This is a genomic window from Paenibacillus marchantiae, from assembly GCF_028771845.1.
Taxonomy (GTDB): domain Bacteria; phylum Bacillota; class Bacilli; order Paenibacillales; family Paenibacillaceae; genus Paenibacillus; species Paenibacillus marchantiae.
Genome location: NZ_CP118270.1, coordinates 2677685 through 2697599 on the forward strand (window position 1 = coordinate 2677685; position 19915 = coordinate 2697599).

Consider the following 19915-nt stretch of genomic DNA (forward strand, 5'->3'; position numbering starts at 1 on the left):
TTACAATTAAATAATGCAAAATTAATATTGCTTTTTTAACTCAATTTGAAGCTGTCGTGTATGATCTGTGACTGATTTGCTACCTGAATTTCGCTAAAGAGAGAATTAGAGAGCTTTGATGAGATGGGTAGAGAATGGATACGTTGTAAGCGCTATTATTGATGTGAAATGGCAAAAATCCGTCGATTCGGTGATCTGCGCAGACTTTACACCAATATGGCACGGGTGTATGATTCATATCGTAATTCCAATTTAAATTAAATTTTACATGAAAAACGAAACAAACGATAATATCGCTCTGATTAATGATTATAAAAGAACGATGTTTTAATCGCTGAGTTTCCATTCATTCATGGGTGGGAAACGGGGGAACCAACAGGATGAACTGTCCAGGACAGTAGGCATCCATGGGGTGAATTTTCCGGTGACAGCCGGAAATAGGGCGACTCTCGCGCCCGAATCCGTCAGCTAACCTCGTAAGCGTTAAAGGGAGAGGCAACAAGCCGTACGCTGGTTCATAGTGTCTTTTTGCTATGGATTATTGAAGAAGCGTCCGGGAGGCCTTGGTCCCCCACGCTTCTTTTTTGTTGTCTTTTCACGCCAAGGGAGGAACGAATGATGGATAAAGAGATGATCTTAGTGACTGCTCCAAATGAAGCAGGACGTAAATTTATCAAATTGCTGATGTACAAAAAAATGCCGTTTGCCGTTCTGACCAACAGTGCAGGGGAAGAGCGCAGGCTCCGGAGAATCGGTGTGGAGCATGTCATTCGCATGAACACAGCTGCTGCTCAGAAATGGTTTTTGCCGCAAGGTAGTGTCGGCAATGTTTTTATTTTTGAAAATAGCCTAAACCTGACCTGTCGATATTTACAGATCTGCCGCTCCTGGACATCCAAGTCCCTGTGTGTCATTACGGAACAAAGCCACCCCAAAGGGATCTATCGGGGAATGGGAGCAGACCGTATTGTATATTCCTTGAATGGGGAAGTTGGGTTTCTACTGAATGGCTAGTGGCTAGTACTATTCCTGTGATTGATCCAGTGTCAGCTGCCTGTTATAATTGAAATCATAAATAAACGGAAACTTGAGGAGACTCATGCATGTTGGTGGGTCTTCTTTTTTATGGTTTGGGAAATAGGGATATGGATTTCCTGTGGCTAACGAGGAGGAATAGGCGTGCCGGATGTACGTGGAATACAATGGTTGTTCTTTGATGTGGGGGATACGCTCGTGGACGAATGGGAGCCGGTAGATGATATTATCGGTCAGTTCGTTCGTGAAGCTTGTGCGCTTGGTTATCAGGTGGAGATGCAGACGGTGCGAGATATATTTGCCGCCTCCTACCGAAATTACGAGCAATGGCCGATGAAATTGGCTATTCGTACCCTTATCAGCGACGAGGGGCACCGGGAACAGATACAGGAGAAGCTGAAGTTCCGCAAAGAGCTTGAGCGCCCCTTCGCGTCAGCCGACGCTGTTCTCCAGACGTTGTCGCAAAACTATAAGATTGGTATCATTGCCAATCAGAGTCCGGGGACGGAAAATCGGCTGGATAGCTACGGCTTGCGCAAGTATGTGGATGTGCTGGCCTGTTCGGCTGAAGAAGGAGTGTCCAAGCCTGATCCTGAATTGTATGCTGTAGCGTTGAAACAGGCGGGATGCAAACCTGAGGAAGCGGTCATGATCGGCGACAGGATTGATAATGATATTATTCCGGCTAAGAAGCTGGGTATGCACACGATCCGGATTTTGCAGGGTTATGGCAGATTCCAGCCGGAGCTTGCGGATGCAGAGCGTCCAGACTGGACTATTGAATCACTGGAGGAACTTCTTCCTTTGTTAATGGTAACTCAAAATTCAGACAACTAAATAAGAGCAGTATTTATGAACTATTCGGTATAATTAGGCTGCTGCTCTAACATATAAAAGGCTGATCGTCTCAAGGGGTACGTTACTTGAGTTGATCAGCCTTTTTGAGTTAGACAAAATACGGCGTAATTCCGTTTAACCTAGAACAACAGAATGGTCTGGATAATCAGATACACATTCAGGACAACGATAACTCCGGCAATGATCCAGGAGATGATTTTGAGCCACAGCTTGTTGGCAAAAGCCCCCATGCTTTTTTTGTCACTCGTAAACATTACCAGCGGAATGACGGCAAAGGGTAGCTGCAGAGACAGCACAACCTGGCTAAGAATCAACAGTTCTTCTGTTCCGTGCTCTCCAGCAATGGCTGTTACGATGACGGCCGGGATGATAGCGATCAGACGTGTAACCAGTCGACGAAGCCACGCTGGAATACGAATGTTCAGGAAGCCTTCCATTACAATCTGTCCGGACAACGTGCCGGTGAGTGTTGAGTTTTGGCCTGAAGCCAGCAGGGCTACACCGAACAGGATGCTAGCGATGGTGGTTCCCAGCAGAGGTGTCAACAGATGGTAAGCATCTGTAATTTCCGCCACCTGGGTCATACCCGCACTATGAAACACGGCAGCAGACACAATCAGGATGGCTGCATTAATGAACAGAGCTAGCGTTAAAGCGATGGTTGAATCCATGGTGGAATACAGAATCGCTTCTTTTTTTCCTTTTGGCGTCTGTTCAATCTGACGGGTCTGCACAATGGAAGAATGCAGATACAGATTATGGGGCATGACGGTTGCACCGATAATCCCGATGGCGATGTAGAGCATAGCCGGATTTTGCAAAATCTCGACATTCGGTACGAAACCATGCATGACGCCACCCATATCTGGTTTAGCGAGAAACAGGTCAATCCCGAAGCAGAGGGCGATGGTAGCCATTAGTACAATTACGAGGGATTCCAATGCGCGAAAGCCTTTATTTTGCAGCAAAAGAATGACCAGTACATCGACAGCGGTAATAATGACGCCGTATAACATGGGGATGTTGAACAGCAGCTTGAGCGCGATGGCTGAACCAATAACCTCGGCAAGGTCAGTGGCTGCAATCGCAAGCTCACACAAAATCCATAATACGATCACAACAGGCATGCTGAATCGTTCGCGGCAGGCTTGCGCCAAATCCCGTCCTGTGACAATCCCGAGCTTGCCAGCGAGAGACTGTAACACAACTGCCATTAAGTTCGAAATCAGAATAACGGACAATAACGTATAACCGAATTGTGAACCACCCGCAATATCCGTTGCCCAGTTCCCAGGATCCATATATCCAACGGCAACGAGGTAACCCGGTCCAACAAAAGCAAGGAACTTTTTCCACCAAGCAGCGTTTTGAGGCACCTTCATGGAGCTGTGGGCTTCCCCGAGAGATGGGGCCATGCCCGCAGCCAATGGCTCATTTGAAGGAGTGGTGAACGGATTTTTTTTACTCATAATATAATCACCCGACTTTGAAGTATTGATATTCTATATGAAGAGGAACGGTGTCATTCCTTTGATTAAATTGGAACATTGAAACCAAAATCTTAAAAGCGTAATTAAACGACTTCACATATGTCTAAACGTTTATGTTGATACTTACATTGTACTCCTTCAATTATTTTTGTCTAGTGCAACTTTTGTGTATGAGGACAAAATTTACCGGAGAGTGAATTGTGCCTTAGTATATTACCCAACCCTGGATAAATTACCTGTGTTCATCCCCAATGCATGAAAAAGATAAAGATGTAAAAGCTGAATAAGGAGCAACAACGTTTCAAAATGAGCCAGAAGTTTAAATTGAATTGTAGGCAACAAAAAACTTAAAGGTGAAGGAGAGATTCTTAATGGAAGCTTTATATACAGCAACAGCGACAGTTAAAGGTGGACGTACAGGTTCGGTGGCTTCTTCGGATGGCGTGCTCAAGCATGATCTGAAAATGCCAAAAGAACTTGGAGGCTCCGGTGGTGAAGGAACCAATCCTGAGCAGCTCTTTGCAGCGGGATACGGTGCATGTTATGAAAGTGCTCTTGCCAATGTGGCACGCAAAGCAGGCGTGAAATTGGAGAATGTGGTGGTCACAAGTAATGTATCCATCGGCAAAGATCCGGCAGATGATGGTTTCCAACTGTCTGTACGTTTGGATGTGAGCATGCCTGGCGTGGATCACAGTCAAGCAGAGGATCTTGCACGCAAGGCACATGATTTCTGTCCTTACTCCAAAGCAACACGCGGCAATATTGATGTGGTACTTAATGTAGTTTAAGACCTGACTCGTAGGAGTAAAGGGAACATATAGAGCAGGGTATCTTTGGATACCTGATGTTCGAGTACAAGACCCTGCTGGCCTTCGGCAGGGTTTTGTATTTTATAATACAGATGAGATGCAGGAGATTGCATGTTGAACAGCGTACTATTTTACATAATCTACTCTTGCTTGAAGTCATACATTCGAATAAGGGGGAACGACAATGAGTATTGAAGAGATGATAGAACGACGATTTGTATGTACCAAATGCAGGGGTACGGATTGCAATATTAAGGAAGTATCCATGTCAGGAGCAGGACTTAGCAAAATGTTTGATATTCAGCACAATCATTATCTCTTCGTCGCCTGTTCTTCCTGTGGATATGTAGAAGTATTCGATCCGGATGTGTTGAAAGGGAAAAAACAGGGTCAGGTGGGTACCATTCTTGATATTCTATTTGGTGGGTAAATGTGCGTGAGTTGACATCGAACTAAAATTTCTTTAATATGATTTAGTACTAAGAAGTGTCAATGCATGAACCAAATTTGAATTAACAGGTGATATCCATGTCTTATAGACCGCGTATTGCAAATTTAGAATTAGCTAGTGGCAACAAGGAAGACGGATTGTATGAATTTAAAATGAAATTGGTAGACGGTACACAATGCCGTGTATTCTACTCCCATTCCCCGGAATGGAAGCTGACCAATATCAGCCGTCTACAGAAAACACCTTGTCCGGTATGTCGCAAAGATTTCATTTGCAAATGCATGGACCAGTGGGCTGGTGACCTGCACCAACAGATGATCGACGACCAATGGATGGAAAAGGCAATTGCCGAGTAATTGCCAAAACAGATACGAGCGTGGGCATAGAGCCTGCGCTCTTTTTCTATTTTCCGTTATACTTAAATAAAATGTGAAAAAGCGACCGAGATGACTCAAAACGGGTAAGTTATGCTAATAGCACACATGAGGAGGCCGCGATTATGACAGTAAATCAAACGGATCAGCATCAGGGACACCCGATTGTGCTTGTGGACGGAGTCTGTCATTTCTGCCAAGGATTAACGAAGTGGATTATCAAGCGTGACCCTGAGGGGAAATATCATTTTGCATCACTCCAATCGGATGTAGCGAAAAAATTGCTGGAGAAGGGCAATCTGTCCACGGACAGCATGGATACTTTTGTACTCATTGAGGATGGAAAATATTATACACGTTCAACCGCAGCGCTGCGTCTGGCCAAAGGTTTGAAATTCCCTTATCCATTATTGTACGTGTTGATTATTGTACCGAAATTTATTCGAAATGCCATATATAACACTGTAGCTCGCAACCGATATCGCTGGTTCGGTAAAGATGAAGCGTGCATGCTGCCTACACCTGAAATTAAGGATCGATTCCTTTGAAAGGCTGAAGTGTGACATATTTTATCGGTGACGATTGATTAATAACGGAAATAATTGGGTAATGAGTACGGATCAACTCTATTTTGGGAGGCAAATAACTTGAAGAAGTGGACTACATTAATTATTGGGGCATTATTAGCAGTAAGCATGACAGCTTGCAGTAGCGATGCAGATAACAGTACAGCAACGCCGCCAGCTGGAAACGAAACGTCTAACGAGGGGAATACAACTGCGGAGCAGGAGACAAAGATCCCTACATTGGACGAGTTAATTGAGAAAACGAATGCAGCTACTAAAGATATGAAAAGCTTCACTACGGAAGCCAATATCGATCAAAATTTGAAACTGGTGGCTGGTGAGCAGTCCCAGGATCAACAGGTGAAAACATCACTGAAGATGGATATCATCAAAGATCCGATGATAATCTATCAGGAGATGAAAATGGAAATGTCCGGACAGGAAGCACAGAATGTGAAGCAGTACATCACTTCGGATAACATTTATTCACAGGTGGGAGAGCAGTGGGTCAAAATTCCTGACGAACAAACGAAACCACTGATTGAGCAGATGAAGGCAAGCATGAATCCGGAAGGTGAGCTGGAGCAATTCAAAAAGATTGCCGAAGACACCAAAATTACGGAAGAAGGCGACAACTACGTCATTAACGCTGACGTATCCGGTGATAACGTGAAGGAACTGGCCAAAGCGGTTATGGAGCAAAATGGATCGGATGCCCAAACTCAAGCGATGCTTGATCAAATGAATATTACCAGCATGAAAATGAAATATATGATCAACAAAGAAACCTACCTGCCTGCAAGTACGGATGTCAACATGGTTATGAATATGGAGCAGGAAGGACAGAAAATCTCGATGGACATGAAGATGACCAGTACGTTCTCTAACCATAATGGCGTGAAAGAGATCAAGATCCCGCAAGAAGCATTGGATAGTGCTAAATAAAAAGCGTTCGGATAAGCAGGTATGATTCTCTCTGATGAGAAGTTAGCCTGGTAAAGCTGCTATGATGTGGATATTCTGGAGAAGGCACTTCTGATATGAATTTGTGTGAACCGACAGGTTCGCTGAATTCAATCAGGGGTGTTTTTTTTTTTTTTGTATGCGTTGTGGTTAGAGTCCAAGGTGTTATAGTATAGTCGTGTAAGCGATTGAATTTAGAGTTGATGGGAAGTTGAAGGAAGGCTATTTCAGGCAGGAGGTCAAAGAAATGATTGAATATGCACATATACATCATGTGAGTCTGGCTGTACGTGATTTGGAAGTTGCGAAAAAATTTTATTCCGGTTTGCTCCGCATGCAAGAGATTGAACGTCCGCCTTTCAACTCCACAGGCACCTGGTATGCCCTTGGTAGTCAACAGCTTCATCTGTTACAGCACCCGCAGGGACACACTCTTCGTGAGGCAGGGATCGATACAACAGATGGACATTTTGCGATCTGGGTGAAGAGTTACAAGGAGACTTTGGCCTGGCTGGAACAGCAGGGAATTGAATATGAGGCAAGACCAGATAGTGTTGCCGGGTTTGCACAGATTTTTGTACTTGATCCTGACCGCAATATTATTGAGTTTGATGCACCTTATCATTCTTGAGTGATTTGCGTTTGAATAAATCCCTTGCTCCTCCAGAAATTGTATGCTATATTATCCATACATTCATAGCACGTGACGGAAGCACCGTCCATACACTGCTTATTCTTGCGGTTATTGGACGGTGCTTTTTTGTGCTTTTTTTCAGGGAGGGGAGAAGAAGTGATTGTGCTTAAGGCAGTGCTGGCTTCTAAAGACAGAGAGTATATCAGCGCCTGGCTTGATTTTGTACAAGGCAGCCCGTCCGGCTCCAGTATACGGTTTACCGCCTTTTCACAATGGGAAGCGTTCAGGGATCACATGAACGAACAGGAAGGCAGGGAACTGCCGGATCTGGTGATTGCGGAACCGGAATTTCTGAACAGCTGGCTGAGTCACGGTGGCGAAACCTCGGGTATTCCATGGTTGATGCTTAGTGAAGGATTAGATGAGGTGGATGAGGATAAACGGCTGATGAAATATCAACCATTGCCTACGCTGATGGATGCTGTTCTTAATGCTTGTCGGCAGCCGCGTCGGAAGAAAACCCATCGTCCAGGACAGGAGACACTTTCTATTGGAGTTGTATCAGCTTCCGGCGGGAGTGGCAAAACTGCGGTGGCGATGCATATGGCGAAGCAGCTTGGGCTTGCAGGATATGCTGTTCTGTATCTCAATCTGGAGACGTTAGATAGCTCGATGCCGTTTCTGGAGAAAGGTCTGTCTAGAAGTGGGCAGCGTACACTCGATGCAGAAACAGGGCTGTCACGTCTTCTTTACGATTTGAAGGTGGGCAGGAAGGAATCGGGCAAACAGGGACAAGCACAGTCTTCCTCCAAAGGGGTGGACGGATATGTACTTCGTCACGAAGTGCTGAAGTCGGATGTATTCTGGCCATTATCGAATCGGAAGGAATTGCTGCAAATGTCCCGTGAGGATACGAAGAGCCTTATTCGGTATTTGGCGGACTGCGGGCAATATGATGTGCTCATTCTGGATGGGGACTCAGGTTGGGATGGACGCAGTGAGGGGATTTTCGATGCTGCCGATGCATTCGTGTGGCTGGTGGAGGATGACATCTCTTCCATGCACCGCTGGGGTCAATGGATTCAGCACATGGAGCGTACGTGGCCGGATCTGCATGAAAGTGTACTGGATCGTGCCCGCTTCATTGTCAACAAGTATCGGGACAGCGTCATCAATGCTTTGCCAAGATCTGATCTGCATTTGGATGGAGTGCTGCCGTATATCCCTTCCTGGAAGCAGCTGAGTCAGGAGGAAGTGATGCTCAGCTCACCGATTTTTCAACGCGAAGTGAAGAGGCTATGCGCCATGATCGTACAGGATGGGGAAGAAGAACTGAAGCAGACAGGACGAATCCAGAAGGGTGATGGGTGGTCACTGTGATGGATTCATCCAAGATGATACTGGACCGTGAAGAGCAGTTTCAGATCATGCGTCGTGAGGTCAGGGAAGGCCTGGATTTAACTTCTTCTGCGGGAGACGAAGAACTGTGGCAGGGAATCGAGCGTAAAGTACTTTCTGACCCGAAACTGGATGATCTGACCTCCGGGGAGCGTCATACGCTGGTACAACGGTTATTCGACTCCTTTCGAGGGCTGGATATTCTGCAACCCTTGGTGGATCATCCCGAAATTACGGAGATTATGATTAACAGCCACCGGGAGATATTCGTTGAGCAGGAAGGTGAAGTCAGACAGATCACGCTGGAGTTCGAGTCCAGGGAACGACTGGAAGACATTATCCAGATGATTGTATCCGGGGTGAACCGGATTGTGAATGAGTCTTCTCCAATCGTGGATGCGCGGTTGAAAGACGGCTCTCGGGTCAATATCGTGTTGCCTCCTATTGCATTGAAGGGTCCGACTATGACGATTCGGAAATTCCCAAGTGAACCGATGAAGATGTCCGATCTGATTGGTAAAGGTGCCCTGCATGAGAAAGCGGCAGAATTGCTGCAGCAGTTGGTACGCAGCAAATACAATATTTTTATCGGCGGCGGAACCGGGTCGGGGAAAACTACTTTCCTAAATGCATTATCTCAGTTTATCCCGGCGGATGAACGGATCATCACGATTGAGGACTCTGCTGAATTACAGATTGTCACGGTACCCAATCTGGTATCGCTGGAGACGCGTAATGCCAATACCGAAGGCAAGGGGCAAATATCTATTCGTGATCTGATCAAGTCATCCTTGCGGATGCGTCCAAATCGAATTGTCATTGGTGAGGTGCGGGGGGCAGAAGCGCTGGATATGTTGCATAACACGGCTATATAAATGGATATGAATTAAAAAGGAGACTAGAATATGAGAAAAATGCTTGCTACAACAGAAGATTTCGAACGATATATGAACTTTAAACGACCAATAGTTGTATTGTTTAATAGTGAAAAAGAAGAGGGAGTGATCACATCCCACAATGATTTTACAGTCAAAGTAAACGGTAATTACTTTGGAAGGGAATCATGTGAGTTTTGGTCAAAGTAGAAAGTACGTTCGCGTTTATGGTATAATATTCCTGATCACAACATAGAGGGAGAAATGTGAATTTGGGATATCGTACTTTATTCAAAATTATGTCTGGAATTACTCTTGCATCGCTAATTTTTTTATCATCAACAATCATTTTCAAAATTAAACCAGCTACTAAATACTCTGATCCCAGCTTAGGATTTCAAACGATGGGATTCGAGACACTTGAGAAATTGCAACGTGTAGTAATTGATCCAACCAATATAGTAATTGCACTGATTGTATTAGCCTTTTCAATTTATTGCATGTACTACATAAAACGATATGAAACAGCCTAGACAGCCTCACACGGCTGTTTTTTATTTGCCCTCAAACTATATGTCCTACTTTTAAACTCCAGCACAACTAAATCTATCCCTATACAATCGTGTCACGGGTGACACTTTGGTTCCGAATTTAGAAAATGCAACGTTTACTACCGTGCTGTCATCAGTTGACACCCTATAGTTTGTTAACACCACGTCAACTTCTACCAACCATTTGATTTACAACCTATACGTATCATTACGTTTAAAATCATTTTGACAGGTGCTATACTGTGTATAAGGAGTGAATATACATATGAAGATAGATAGAACAGAAGTTGAACAAATCCTTTTGACTCATCTTGAAGTAGTTCTTAAAACTAAAAAATTAAAGCACCAAATACAGATTCAACTTATCGAATTAAATGTTCCAGTTGAAGAGATTGATTCAATCCTATCTAATGTGGAGTCTGTTTCCGATTTAGATGTTCCATTACTTTATGGCCTGACTAAGACGTTATACACAGTTACAGAGGATCAACAATTAGACCCAGATAGATATTTTGGTAAGCGAGAAATCAGTGAAGCTGAGGATATTCTTAGCCAATCAGTTCAAGAAAGAATTAGTTTGCCTATCCATTTTGAGGAATGTACAAAGATTAAATTTGATAGCTTCATTACTAAGATTTCAATTCAAAACTTAGTCAAGTTGTACGATAGCCAGTTAATTATTTATGACGATGAAACACAACGTGGTGCTAAATATAAGACAAACAAATCAGGAGGTATAGTAAGGACTCCTATTGTAAATAAGGCCAGCGTTAAAAGGATCGCTGATAAAATGGCATCCAACAGTTATTTTGAAGATATGATCACTCTTAATGTATTCTCAAGTGAAGTAGACCCTGTCACGTACAATGAGGAGTCCAACACACTGACATTAAACGAGGGCGCTGTTATATCTATTCTCGATGGATTCCATCGCTTACAAGGAGGTGTGGTTGCTCTACAAACCAATCCACACTTAGACTTGGAGTTGATATTATCTATAAGATCATACGACCATGATACAGCTCAAAGATACTTTGGTCAGATTAATACAGTTAACGTGCTACAGAGGGAAAGAAGAGAAGAATTAGCTCAAGAAAGATTGTCTGATAAAGTAGTGGCAAATCTGCAACGTAAGTCTGAAATCGGGAAACAGATTGCATCATCTAACAAAGTAAGTGATTTAGTTGGAGAACTCACTACTTTTGATATCCTTTCTTATACAATAGATAAAGTGTTCATACTGGAAAGACAATTCGATGTGCTACAAACATCAGATTATTTAGTGGAGTTCGTTACTTATTTAGTTGGAAGTTATCCAAATGAATTCTCAATAAGTGTAAAAATACGAGTTAATCACATTATGAGCCACCCTCTAATGTTTATAGGATACATTGTTTTATCCCATTACATGTATGAGAATAAGATTCCTTTACAGAAATTATCCCATTACATTCACAGCATTAATCTAGAAGATGAAGAATTATTAGATTTGCTCAATAAAAAGAAGACATTAACCGGAAACAAGCGTATACGTGAAGATCTTATCAAGTATTTTGACTCTGCATTCAGAGGTGTACAAAGTGAATAAAATCTATGATGAGTCCTTCTACAATTCAGCCGTGAAAGAAAGATACTTGAAAAATCAGAGTCAAGCAGCGAGAATCTCATATGGACGTGTACTCAAGAGAGCTTCGAGTATTGAAGCTAAATTAGGTCGTGATCTATATGATTTTAACTTGGGCGAGATTAAACAGGTACTCCTTCTTTTAAAGTCCACAAAGATGACTACAATCACTGCTACAGGAATCATAATACAAAATTATATAAGATGGGCTATAGAGCAAGATTTACGTACAGACAATATTAATCCTCTTGATGCTGTTAGTTCTGATGAATTTTATAGGCAATTTCTAGATACAAGTGAGCCTACATTATTCTCTCACGATGACATCATGGATTGGGTGGATGAGTGCATAAATCATCAAGATAAACTTGCCATACTCGGAATATCTGAAGGCATATATGGCAGACAATACAGTGAACTTTTGACCCTTAAAATGGACAGAGTAAGAGAAGTTAGTAGCGATACGTTGAGTTATGAAGTTGAATTATTCAATGAATCATCAGATGGCAGTAAAGAATCAAGAGTAATACCCATCTCAAACAAACTTTATAACATTATGAGAATTGCCAACAATGAAGAGGTCAATTTCAAGAATAATGGATTAGAGTTTGAAGGCATGAGAAACAACAAAAACTATCTTACTAAAACGGACTACATAGTTCGTGGCGCGGCTGACGCACGTACAAAGGTGGAGGGTAATGTACCAGCAGCTTCTGCATTGATCAATAGAAGAATAAAGAAGATATCAGAGCTGTATCAAGTTCCTACTTTAACGCCTACAAATATCAGAAACAGCGGGATGTTGTATACGGCACATGAACTGTATAAAGAAAGTGGTAAACTTGGTAAAGAGGAATATTATGCTATTTGTGAACGTTATAATGTAGGACGTACACGTGATGGAGGTTATGTTTACGCTAGATTGAAAAAGGATTTCTTGAACATGGAGAACCTTGAATTATTATATGGATTGGAATAAATTGATCGCATGGGGTGGCACTTGATGTCACCTTTTTGTTTGCTACAATAAGTAACTCGAAGCAGTCAGATTTCGTCCCCTTGCCCATGAATAGGGATCATTATAATGACTCCCCAACAGATTGTGGGCTGACCATGTTCTCCAAGTGGGGAATATGTCTCCTCAATTCTGAGGAAGCGACCTGCACGAAAATCAGGTAGGTAGTTTAGTTTCTGCCGGACAAAATGGCCACCAGAAATTTTAAAGCTTCCACGAAAATTTAGTATAACCCTTGATATATACCAAGTTAGTGTCTGATGTTGAACATCCCCACATATAAAGTGGACAAACAAAAAGCACCCCAAAAGGAGTGCCGATGTAATTAGTCACCTAGTTCTATGATCAAATTTGAATAATATATTAGTTTTTTAAGATAATCTCTTTCTTTCTTAAGGCTCGCTATGTATTCAGGAGAACTTTTAGCAAGTTTAGCTCTTTGCTTTTTCAAATTAGCAATCGAACCTTTAATTTTCTTAATTTGTTTTTGATAATATGCCAACTTTTCTAATGCGGTGCTCTCCTTTTTATCAGCAGCTTCTACTTTAGGTTGAAGGGCAGGAACCGTAGTTACAGTAGTAATTACAGAGAAACAGATTAAGGCGTTGACAATTTTAGTTAGGTTATTTTTTCTCACATGCAACACCATCCCCGTCTCTATCCAATGCCTTACGATATCCTGGCTCACCTTTGTATAGAGGAGCTTTGCCAGCCTTTCTCACAGCAGTACAATTCTTGTAATACACTTTTTTTGCTTCAGCTTTAGGTACAGCTATTACTAATACGTTTGCAACCAAAATCGTAGCTAACACAGTAAAAACTAATTTCTTTTTCATACTTTGATACTCCTTCAATGTTTATGTAAGTTGCAAAGATAGTTTACCAAAAATATATGGGGGGTACTACATATTTCCTTTGACTGAAAAGTAAAGTAAAAAGAACCCTTATTCAGAGTTCTTAATTTGATGTAGATTCATTATGTTGTGTATCCGATACTTCTTCAAACTGGATCAGTTCAGATATATCTGTGATATTTAGAGCAGCGGCTATTTTTTCAAGAATACCTAAGTTGATTTCTTGTCTGCCCGGCTTACAGAGTTGAGATATCCTAGCTTGATTAACTCCAGACATGCTTTCTAATTGTCTTTGAGTAACGTTTCGTTGTTTTAGTACATCTTTAAGTTTAATTTTCAAAACGTGCAACTAAAGATTCCCCCTAAAAAACAGTTGACATGATTCGTTTAAGCGAATATTATGTAGAGGAGATCATTATTCGCTTATGGGAATCAAATTGTAAATATCAAACGTTAACACTTGTATACACATTGTACATCAAATAAGCGCAACATTGTACCGGAACTTGAATTTCGATTTTCGAATAGGAACCACACCAAGCAACAATATACTGTAACGAATATTCGTGTAACAACTACAGATAACAATTACGTACTTTGCGAAAAGTGAATTCAATTAGGAAGGTGCGATACACATACATGTACAAACACGGTAAATTGATTAACAGACAATTATGTATACGTACACGTAACGGTACGTGGATTGCATTAAAATCTGTTGCATACGTTTAGTCAATAATACTAATTTCAAAGGAGACGAATACATAATGATACTCATGAACAAACCATCCACAACTTCACAAGTAAAGGGGAACGAATCCTTGACAACATTCATTTTACCAGCTTGGACTTTTGAACAAATCATCATTGAATGTGAAATCAAAAAAAATGCTTTTATGTTAATTGCCGATATGAAAGCAGTTCTTGCAACTGACGAACTGCGGAACGAGTTTATGAATCGTATTCCTCACAAACCATCTGGTTCAAATATTCACGCTTTACTTGACGAGATGAGGGAAGAACAACTTTACATCAATCCAATGTCAGACGAATCATTTTTGGATATGTACATGCTTAATCCGTTACAGGCTTTAATGCAGTATTTCAAACATAGTGTGTCTACGGCTCATCTTGAACGGGTTAAACAATGGAGAATCGATATCAAAGATGTGATGAGAATAAAACGAATAAAGAATAACATACATCTCAATGATGTGTTGGAACGATTGTACCTTAATTAATTTATTCGCACTGACCGACAGGTACAAAGTTAGCTCCCTGACCGGAGAATAATATAAATCAAACATTGTAACATTGTACTGTAACGAGACTTCTATAATTCGTTTAACAACCACAAATAAATAACTTGATAAAATTCCGATTTTAACTTGATTAAAGGAGGATGCACGTGCAGAATATGTACAAGGCCGATTATGATAATTTACCACCTGATGAAAAATCAGCTTGGAACTTTGACCATTACCAGCGTACTCGCGCAACCATTGATAATGGATTAGATATTGCCATGATAATTGGTATGATGGATCGTGCAAGGGAACAAGATATTCGATATAAATCACTCATTAAAGTCATCGAGGGTAAAGTGCTTCCTGAATATAGCAGGGAACAAGATGAATTAGAATCTTTGCGAAATACTGACAGAGGAGAGGGGAACGAAATTCTATGTATGGTAGAGACGACTTGCTTGAAGCAATAATGAGCCTGAGGCATACAGAGATTCCGTATAGGTCAGCAAAAAACAAAGTTCAGCAAGTGAAGCCAAAGAAACAACGTAGGCCTAATCCTATAACGCCTGATTCAAGGTATAGTCATTTAGTTGCTGAAGGATCTAGGTTAGATTTAACAGTTGAACGTAGGATGGAAATTCGGGAAGAGTTAACATTGATCAGGAAACAGAAACGAATGATGTTGAAAATTGAATGTTACATATGAGGATGGCACATTTTTGTGTACTACATTGAAAATCAGATTTAAGTTGGGATTTTGTATGCGCACATTTTTGTGCACATTGGATTACAAGCAACTATATAGACATTACAATTGAAAAGCGTAAGAAATTTAACTAGTGTCTTGTTTGATGTTCGTGTTCTCAATATGGACAATTTTGTCCACATTGGATTATATCCTATTATTGATCCGCTTCTAGCAAATTAACGAACAGTACTTTTCCGAGAAATCTCGATTAGACTCAGTACACCTCATTTTGACGGTAACTAAGCCTCTCGTCAAATTGACGACAGCCTATCTAGACGACCAATGATCGTGTTGAGAATTGTTGGACGTTGTGTCCAACTCTAACGTGAGTGTCCATTGTGAACATGTGTTCTACAGAGTGTATAGCTGTTTAACACTGCGTGAAACCATATTGAGAACATCCTCGTGACGGTCACAGTGGATTCGTGACATCAGCTAAAATAAGGGTAACTCCAAATAGAAGGCCCCTGCTAGACTTCGATCATGAGTCTGGGATCGTGCATATTATAATCCACGACTTCAATTACAAAGTGGATAATAATCCACTTCGTTAACTATCGTGAGCTTCACAGAAAGATTACGATATTATATGCGACCAAAGTCTCCTATCTGCGTATATTAACTTGTGTGATAACATTAAGTTGGGAGAGATGGATTAAATGTCTATGAATAGAGAAGCCGAATTTAGAGAAAATTCTTTGAACGAGTGGGCTAGGAAATTGGACAGAGATCTAAAAGAACTTAATGAAGAAATTAAAGACAACGAAGAGAAAATATATGTTTTAAATATGAAACGTGAGATTCTAGTAAATCTACTTGAAACTGAAAATTTATCTACTTCTATAAGAAATTTTATTACAAATCAAGCCAATGATGTGGTAAATGTATTAGATGGACTGGTTCAAGAAAAACTACAACTAACCAAACAGAAAGATGAACTTCAATCAGCCAACAATCTTATCCGAAACAAAATTGATATTGAACTGGCTAAAATTGATTTAGACGAAGATGATGAATATTAAACACTTTAAGCATCCTCGCGATGCTTTTTTCTTTGGCCTTCTACACAGGGAAATTAACCATGATGTATTAGAATATATCACTATGCGATAGTCCTATTGTAGATGGTATAATATTCCTATCTTACATAAGGAGTGATATAGATGAATGAAGCAACAATGTCTAGTTTGATTGACATGATTTATGATATGAGGACAAAAGAGAAGAAGGTTGAGGACGCTCTATGAGTGGATTGGAGTGTGTATGATAAATATATTGAAGACCTCGAAGAGATCATCTTAGATGCGGTAGGAATGCCTAAGGATAATACAGTTGAAATGATTAAACTGCATGGCGAGGACGCAGCACACGAGCACAAAGATATGTTTTGTAGGGACACTCCTTCTGAATGGTTCTATGCACATGGTAATGGAGAATTAAGTAAGGAACAGTTAATCTACAATGTTAAGAATTGGCGTGAATTGTTTGGCATGAAGAGTGAGTGGATTGATTTATAATAAAAGGAGTCGATTGATATGGTTAAGATTACTTTCTTAGATGGAACCGATATTACAATTAACGAAGAGACTGTGATATATGGTTATACAAATTTTTCTGATGATCCAGAAAAGGAATTCTACTTAAAAGAATTTTACACCAATTCTATTAATGGAAATGAAGGTAAGAAAACTTCCCGATTGACAACATATGATGAGAAAATTGGTATTATGGGATTCATACTTTCAGTTGATTGTTTTTTAATTGGTGAAGACACGAAGAACAGCATACTTTATCGTTCTACAGCAGTAAAATCGGTAGAAAATTTGGACTTCTATTTTGATTAATATAAAGCATCCTTCGGGGTGCTTTTTCTTATGCGGACAATATGAATAGCCACTATTGAAACAAGGATTGAATCAGTAGTAGTCAAACTGGTTACCACTGAACACAGTTACATTCAAATACATAGGTAGACTGACACTTGTTGTTGTATAATTGTGGTAGCAAATTAAGTGGATTGATAGGGACCAGCGTATTATGTACTGATATATGAAATTGCGTAGTTATTCTGAGTGAAATAATACTTTTATAAGGAGATTAGTCAAATGGGTTGGTTACAAAAAATGGATGTATCCCTTGATCAAATTAGAGGGCTTGTGTTAGAAGTTTTTAAGAGTGTACCACAAAGCCAGTATGTCAGAGTATGTAGTGATGTAGCACAACTTGCAGTAAGTAAAGGCCTAATCTTAAATATAGGGAACAACAACAGTGGACATTTTGGGAGGGAATATGTATTAGATGGTAACGATGAGGATCGCGTCAGAGAGATTATATGGAACTTAATAGTTGAAGGCGTATTAATGATTGGAATTAATGCAAGTAATTCTGAATGGCCATGGCTTAAACTTACAGATTACGGGCATTCGGTTGTAGACTCAGAAATGCCTATGCCACATGACCCATCAGGATACTTAAGTAGCATAAAACAAGATATTCCTGAAATTGACGAACTAATTATTACATATATGACTGAATGTCTAAAGGCGTATCGAATTAATCTTTTGTTATCCTCTACGATTATGCTTGGCTGCGCTTCTGAAAAGGCTCTACTCTTACTCATTGATTCATTTATTAACTCATTTCATGATGAAGCAAAGCGTAAGCAGATTTATGATAAATTCGCAAATAGAATGATTAAGAGACAATTCGATGAATTGACAAGAAGTCTTACGACGATCCAATCGAGTATCCCGAAAGATATCAGTGATGGGTTAAATAATGTATTACTTGGAGTTTTTGAAATGATCAGAAACTATCGCAATGATGCTGGTCATCCAACAGGAGTAACCATCTCAAAGGAGCAAGTGTATGCCAATATTCAGGTCTTTATTCCGTATCTTAAGAAGATATATCAATTAATAAATTTCTTTAAAACGCTATAAAACAATTCTTTTACTGGAATATCTTATTATTTCTGAATAGATCGTTCAGAAGCGAAATTGAAGAAAGCAAAATTAACGATAAATGATTCTGTAAGAAAGAGGATATTAAATTCATGAGTTATTACGAACTAGCTGTTGAGAGAATTAAGAATATTGACGCGAATCAATACATTGGAATCTCCAATAAAAGATACGAAGAGGTAAGGTCTAGAGGTAAATATGAAGCAGATGCTAGGTTGATTGCTGAGTATTACCGAAGAGTTGGTGTTTATTTACAGTTCATCTCCAAAGAAGTTACAAGTATCTATGTCGGAATGGATTTGTTATTAGGCTATAAAATGGCCGATAATGAATGGGACGAGCTATTGGCTACAGCTCCGAACTACAAAGAAATTGATTTTTATCTTATGAAATTATTAAGCATGCACTATCTACGATGGTGTAATCTACTTGATAGTGGCAACAATATTGCACTTCAGTTTCCAGACATTTATGAACCCATGATAAAATTATTCGAAATAGGTGGTGGGCGGATTAGCACGCATCATCATGAGCTGGTTGGTGGGTTTGGAGCTTTTTCTCGTTCAATTGACGCAAAAAGAGGGCATAAGAAACCTATTGATATAAGTGATAATGCTCTTGCAACAATAATTGAAGAGATAGAACTAGCAGAAGCATATCTGGAAGAGTATAAAGGAGGTAATCTATCAGAAAAAAATTGTGTTCGATGTGGCAACACATTATTGATTCATTCAAACATAACTGAGTATGGTTATCAATGGTACAAAATTAAATGTGAATCTAAAGATTGTTTTGATAATAATTTCTCATGAATTTATATAAGAAATGAGTCTTTCATTGGAAGGAGATAAAATAAAGTATGAGAAATAATAAATTTTATGAATTTTCAGATGCGTACGCCAGACTTATAGAAGCTTCAACTGAAGATTATGCAATTTTCAGTAAAAAACTCCCTGATATTATTGATTTTATTGAATTTGATATCAATTCAAAAACGTATATAAGGAGACCTATATCCACGAATGAAAAGTCGAGCAATAACGATATCCGTCTAAAATGGATAACTAGTAAATTTGAAAAATTTGAAGAGATTACTAACGTTGTATGTAATAGGGATCATGTTGATGTGTCATATAAAGAGTTCTTCGGAGTCTAGTTAAGATAAAATTAGCCTTTCACGGAGATAACGGCGAAAGAAAAAAATGTAAAATTAATCCATATAATCATGATACTTTTTTAAAGAACAAATCAATGATTTAATATCTCACGACTGGAAGATAGTCTATGATGTTTTATCTAAAACAACAATAATCATTAATGAAGAGGGAGAGGAGATAAGCCCGCTTACCCTAGGTTTTGTTCACAATGAGATCTTAGATTACATAAATAGAAGAGAAGAAGAGCAAATTGGATTAATATATCCAGATGCCCTAAGTAAAGCCTATTATTTAAAACGT

General features: G+C 40.0%; 23 protein-coding genes, 2 pseudogenes and 1 riboswitch. Of the genes and pseudogenes, 21 read left to right on the forward strand and 4 right to left on the reverse strand.

Annotated features, from left to right (window positions below):
- Positions 1-322 precede the first annotated feature (322 nt).
- A riboswitch (cyclic di-AMP (ydaO/yuaA leader) is annotated at positions 323-498 on the forward strand.
- A 117-nt stretch (positions 499-615) separates the two neighbouring features.
- Together PTQ21_RS12100 and PTQ21_RS12105 are read left to right on the forward strand one after the other, a co-directional pair.
- Positions 616-1014, forward strand: a complete 399-nt coding sequence (locus PTQ21_RS12100) for an HAD family hydrolase (RefSeq protein ID WP_228469185.1) — start codon at positions 616-618, stop codon at positions 1012-1014.
- A gap of 165 nt (positions 1015-1179) precedes the next feature.
- Positions 1180-1872: an HAD family hydrolase gene (locus PTQ21_RS12105; protein ID WP_274570006.1), complete on the forward strand. Its 693-nt coding sequence runs from the start codon at positions 1180-1182 to the stop codon at positions 1870-1872.
- Between the two features lie 140 nt (positions 1873-2012).
- Here PTQ21_RS12105 and PTQ21_RS12110 read toward each other — a convergent pair whose 3' ends face one another.
- Entirely contained in the window at positions 2013-3308 is a 1296-nt protein-coding gene (locus tag PTQ21_RS12110; protein WP_063564630.1) for an Nramp family divalent metal transporter, read from the reverse strand.
- 446 nt (positions 3309-3754) lie between these two features.
- Between PTQ21_RS12110 and PTQ21_RS12115 the strand changes: the two genes are divergently transcribed.
- From PTQ21_RS12115 to PTQ21_RS12165, 11 genes and pseudogenes are all read left to right on the forward strand, one after another.
- Positions 3755-4174, forward strand: coding sequence for an organic hydroperoxide resistance protein (locus PTQ21_RS12115; RefSeq protein WP_063564421.1), 420 nt, complete (start codon positions 3755-3757; stop codon positions 4172-4174).
- A 205-nt stretch (positions 4175-4379) separates the two neighbouring features.
- Positions 4380-4625 carry a zinc ribbon domain-containing protein gene (locus PTQ21_RS12120; RefSeq protein ID WP_024629326.1) on the forward strand — a complete coding sequence of 82 codons (246 nt, stop codon included), beginning with the start codon at positions 4380-4382 and terminating at the stop codon, positions 4623-4625.
- Positions 4626-4723: 98 nt separating this feature from the next.
- Positions 4724-5002: a hypothetical protein gene (locus PTQ21_RS12125; protein WP_024629327.1), complete on the forward strand. Its 279-nt coding sequence runs from the start codon at positions 4724-4726 to the stop codon at positions 5000-5002.
- A 143-nt stretch (positions 5003-5145) separates the two neighbouring features.
- Positions 5146-5568, forward strand: coding sequence for a thiol-disulfide oxidoreductase DCC family protein (locus tag PTQ21_RS12130; protein WP_063564420.1), 423 nt, complete (start codon positions 5146-5148; stop codon positions 5566-5568).
- A 99-nt stretch (positions 5569-5667) separates the two neighbouring features.
- A complete protein-coding gene (locus PTQ21_RS12135; protein ID WP_274570007.1) occupies positions 5668-6531 on the forward strand; it encodes a DUF6612 family protein in 864 nt (287 codons plus the stop codon).
- Positions 6532-6796: 265 nt separating this feature from the next.
- A complete protein-coding gene (locus PTQ21_RS12140) occupies positions 6797-7180 on the forward strand; it encodes a VOC family protein (protein ID WP_274570008.1) in 384 nt (127 codons plus the stop codon).
- 159 nt (positions 7181-7339) lie between these two features.
- Positions 7340-8563 carry a nucleotide-binding protein gene (locus PTQ21_RS12145; RefSeq protein WP_063564417.1) on the forward strand — a complete coding sequence of 408 codons (1224 nt, stop codon included), beginning with the start codon at positions 7340-7342 and terminating at the stop codon, positions 8561-8563.
- A 14-nt stretch (positions 8564-8577) separates the two neighbouring features.
- Positions 8578-9438 (forward strand): annotated as a pseudogene (locus PTQ21_RS12150) (CpaF family protein); the annotation flags it as partial.
- Positions 9439-9486: 48 nt separating this feature from the next.
- Positions 9487-9666 carry a hypothetical protein gene (locus PTQ21_RS12155; protein ID WP_274570010.1) on the forward strand — a complete coding sequence of 60 codons (180 nt, stop codon included), beginning with the start codon at positions 9487-9489 and terminating at the stop codon, positions 9664-9666.
- 606 nt (positions 9667-10272) lie between these two features.
- Positions 10273-11595 (forward strand): DNA sulfur modification protein DndB, encoded by a 1323-nt coding sequence (locus PTQ21_RS12160; RefSeq protein ID WP_274570011.1) that lies wholly within the window; start codon positions 10273-10275, stop codon positions 11593-11595.
- Positions 11588-12610 carry a phage lytic cycle repressor MrpR family protein gene (locus tag PTQ21_RS12165; protein ID WP_274570012.1) on the forward strand — a complete coding sequence of 341 codons (1023 nt, stop codon included), beginning with the start codon at positions 11588-11590 and terminating at the stop codon, positions 12608-12610. Before PTQ21_RS12160 ends, PTQ21_RS12165 begins: the two co-directional genes overlap by 8 nt.
- Before the next feature lie 361 nt (positions 12611-12971).
- Here PTQ21_RS12165 and PTQ21_RS12170 read toward each other — a convergent pair whose 3' ends face one another.
- The 3 genes and pseudogenes from PTQ21_RS12170 to PTQ21_RS12180 form a co-directional block, all read right to left on the reverse strand.
- A complete protein-coding gene (locus tag PTQ21_RS12170; RefSeq protein WP_274570013.1) occupies positions 12972-13283 on the reverse strand; it encodes a hypothetical protein in 312 nt (103 codons plus the stop codon).
- Positions 13270-13389, reverse strand: a pseudogene (locus PTQ21_RS12175) (excalibur calcium-binding domain-containing protein); the annotation flags it as partial. The gene PTQ21_RS12170 and the pseudogene PTQ21_RS12175, both read right to left, overlap by 14 nt.
- Before the next feature lie 214 nt (positions 13390-13603).
- A complete protein-coding gene (locus PTQ21_RS12180; RefSeq protein ID WP_274570014.1) occupies positions 13604-13849 on the reverse strand; it encodes a helix-turn-helix domain-containing protein in 246 nt (81 codons plus the stop codon).
- A 427-nt stretch (positions 13850-14276) separates the two neighbouring features.
- Between PTQ21_RS12180 and PTQ21_RS12185 the strand changes: the two genes are divergently transcribed.
- From PTQ21_RS12185 to PTQ21_RS12220, 8 genes are all read left to right on the forward strand, one after another.
- Entirely contained in the window at positions 14277-14741 is a 465-nt protein-coding gene (locus PTQ21_RS12185; protein ID WP_274570015.1) for a hypothetical protein, read from the forward strand.
- A 167-nt stretch (positions 14742-14908) separates the two neighbouring features.
- Entirely contained in the window at positions 14909-15217 is a 309-nt protein-coding gene (locus PTQ21_RS12190; RefSeq protein WP_274570016.1) for a hypothetical protein, read from the forward strand.
- 937 nt (positions 15218-16154) lie between these two features.
- Positions 16155-16517, forward strand: coding sequence for a hypothetical protein (locus PTQ21_RS12195; RefSeq protein WP_274570017.1), 363 nt, complete (start codon positions 16155-16157; stop codon positions 16515-16517).
- 225 nt (positions 16518-16742) lie between these two features.
- Complete coding sequence (locus PTQ21_RS12200) at positions 16743-17012, forward strand: hypothetical protein (protein WP_274570018.1); 270 nt, start codon at positions 16743-16745, stop codon at positions 17010-17012.
- Positions 17013-17030: 18 nt separating this feature from the next.
- Positions 17031-17339, forward strand: coding sequence for a hypothetical protein (locus PTQ21_RS12205; protein WP_274570019.1), 309 nt, complete (start codon positions 17031-17033; stop codon positions 17337-17339).
- Positions 17340-17600: 261 nt separating this feature from the next.
- Positions 17601-18437: a hypothetical protein gene (locus tag PTQ21_RS12210; protein WP_274570020.1), complete on the forward strand. Its 837-nt coding sequence runs from the start codon at positions 17601-17603 to the stop codon at positions 18435-18437.
- Between the two features lie 113 nt (positions 18438-18550).
- The gene (locus PTQ21_RS12215) at positions 18551-19270 is read left to right on the forward strand and encodes a hypothetical protein (protein ID WP_274570021.1); all 720 of its coding nucleotides are present in this window, start codon (positions 18551-18553) and stop codon (positions 19268-19270) included.
- A 47-nt stretch (positions 19271-19317) separates the two neighbouring features.
- Complete coding sequence (locus tag PTQ21_RS12220) at positions 19318-19614, forward strand: hypothetical protein (protein ID WP_274570022.1); 297 nt, start codon at positions 19318-19320, stop codon at positions 19612-19614.
- Positions 19615-19915: the final 301 nt, after the last annotated feature.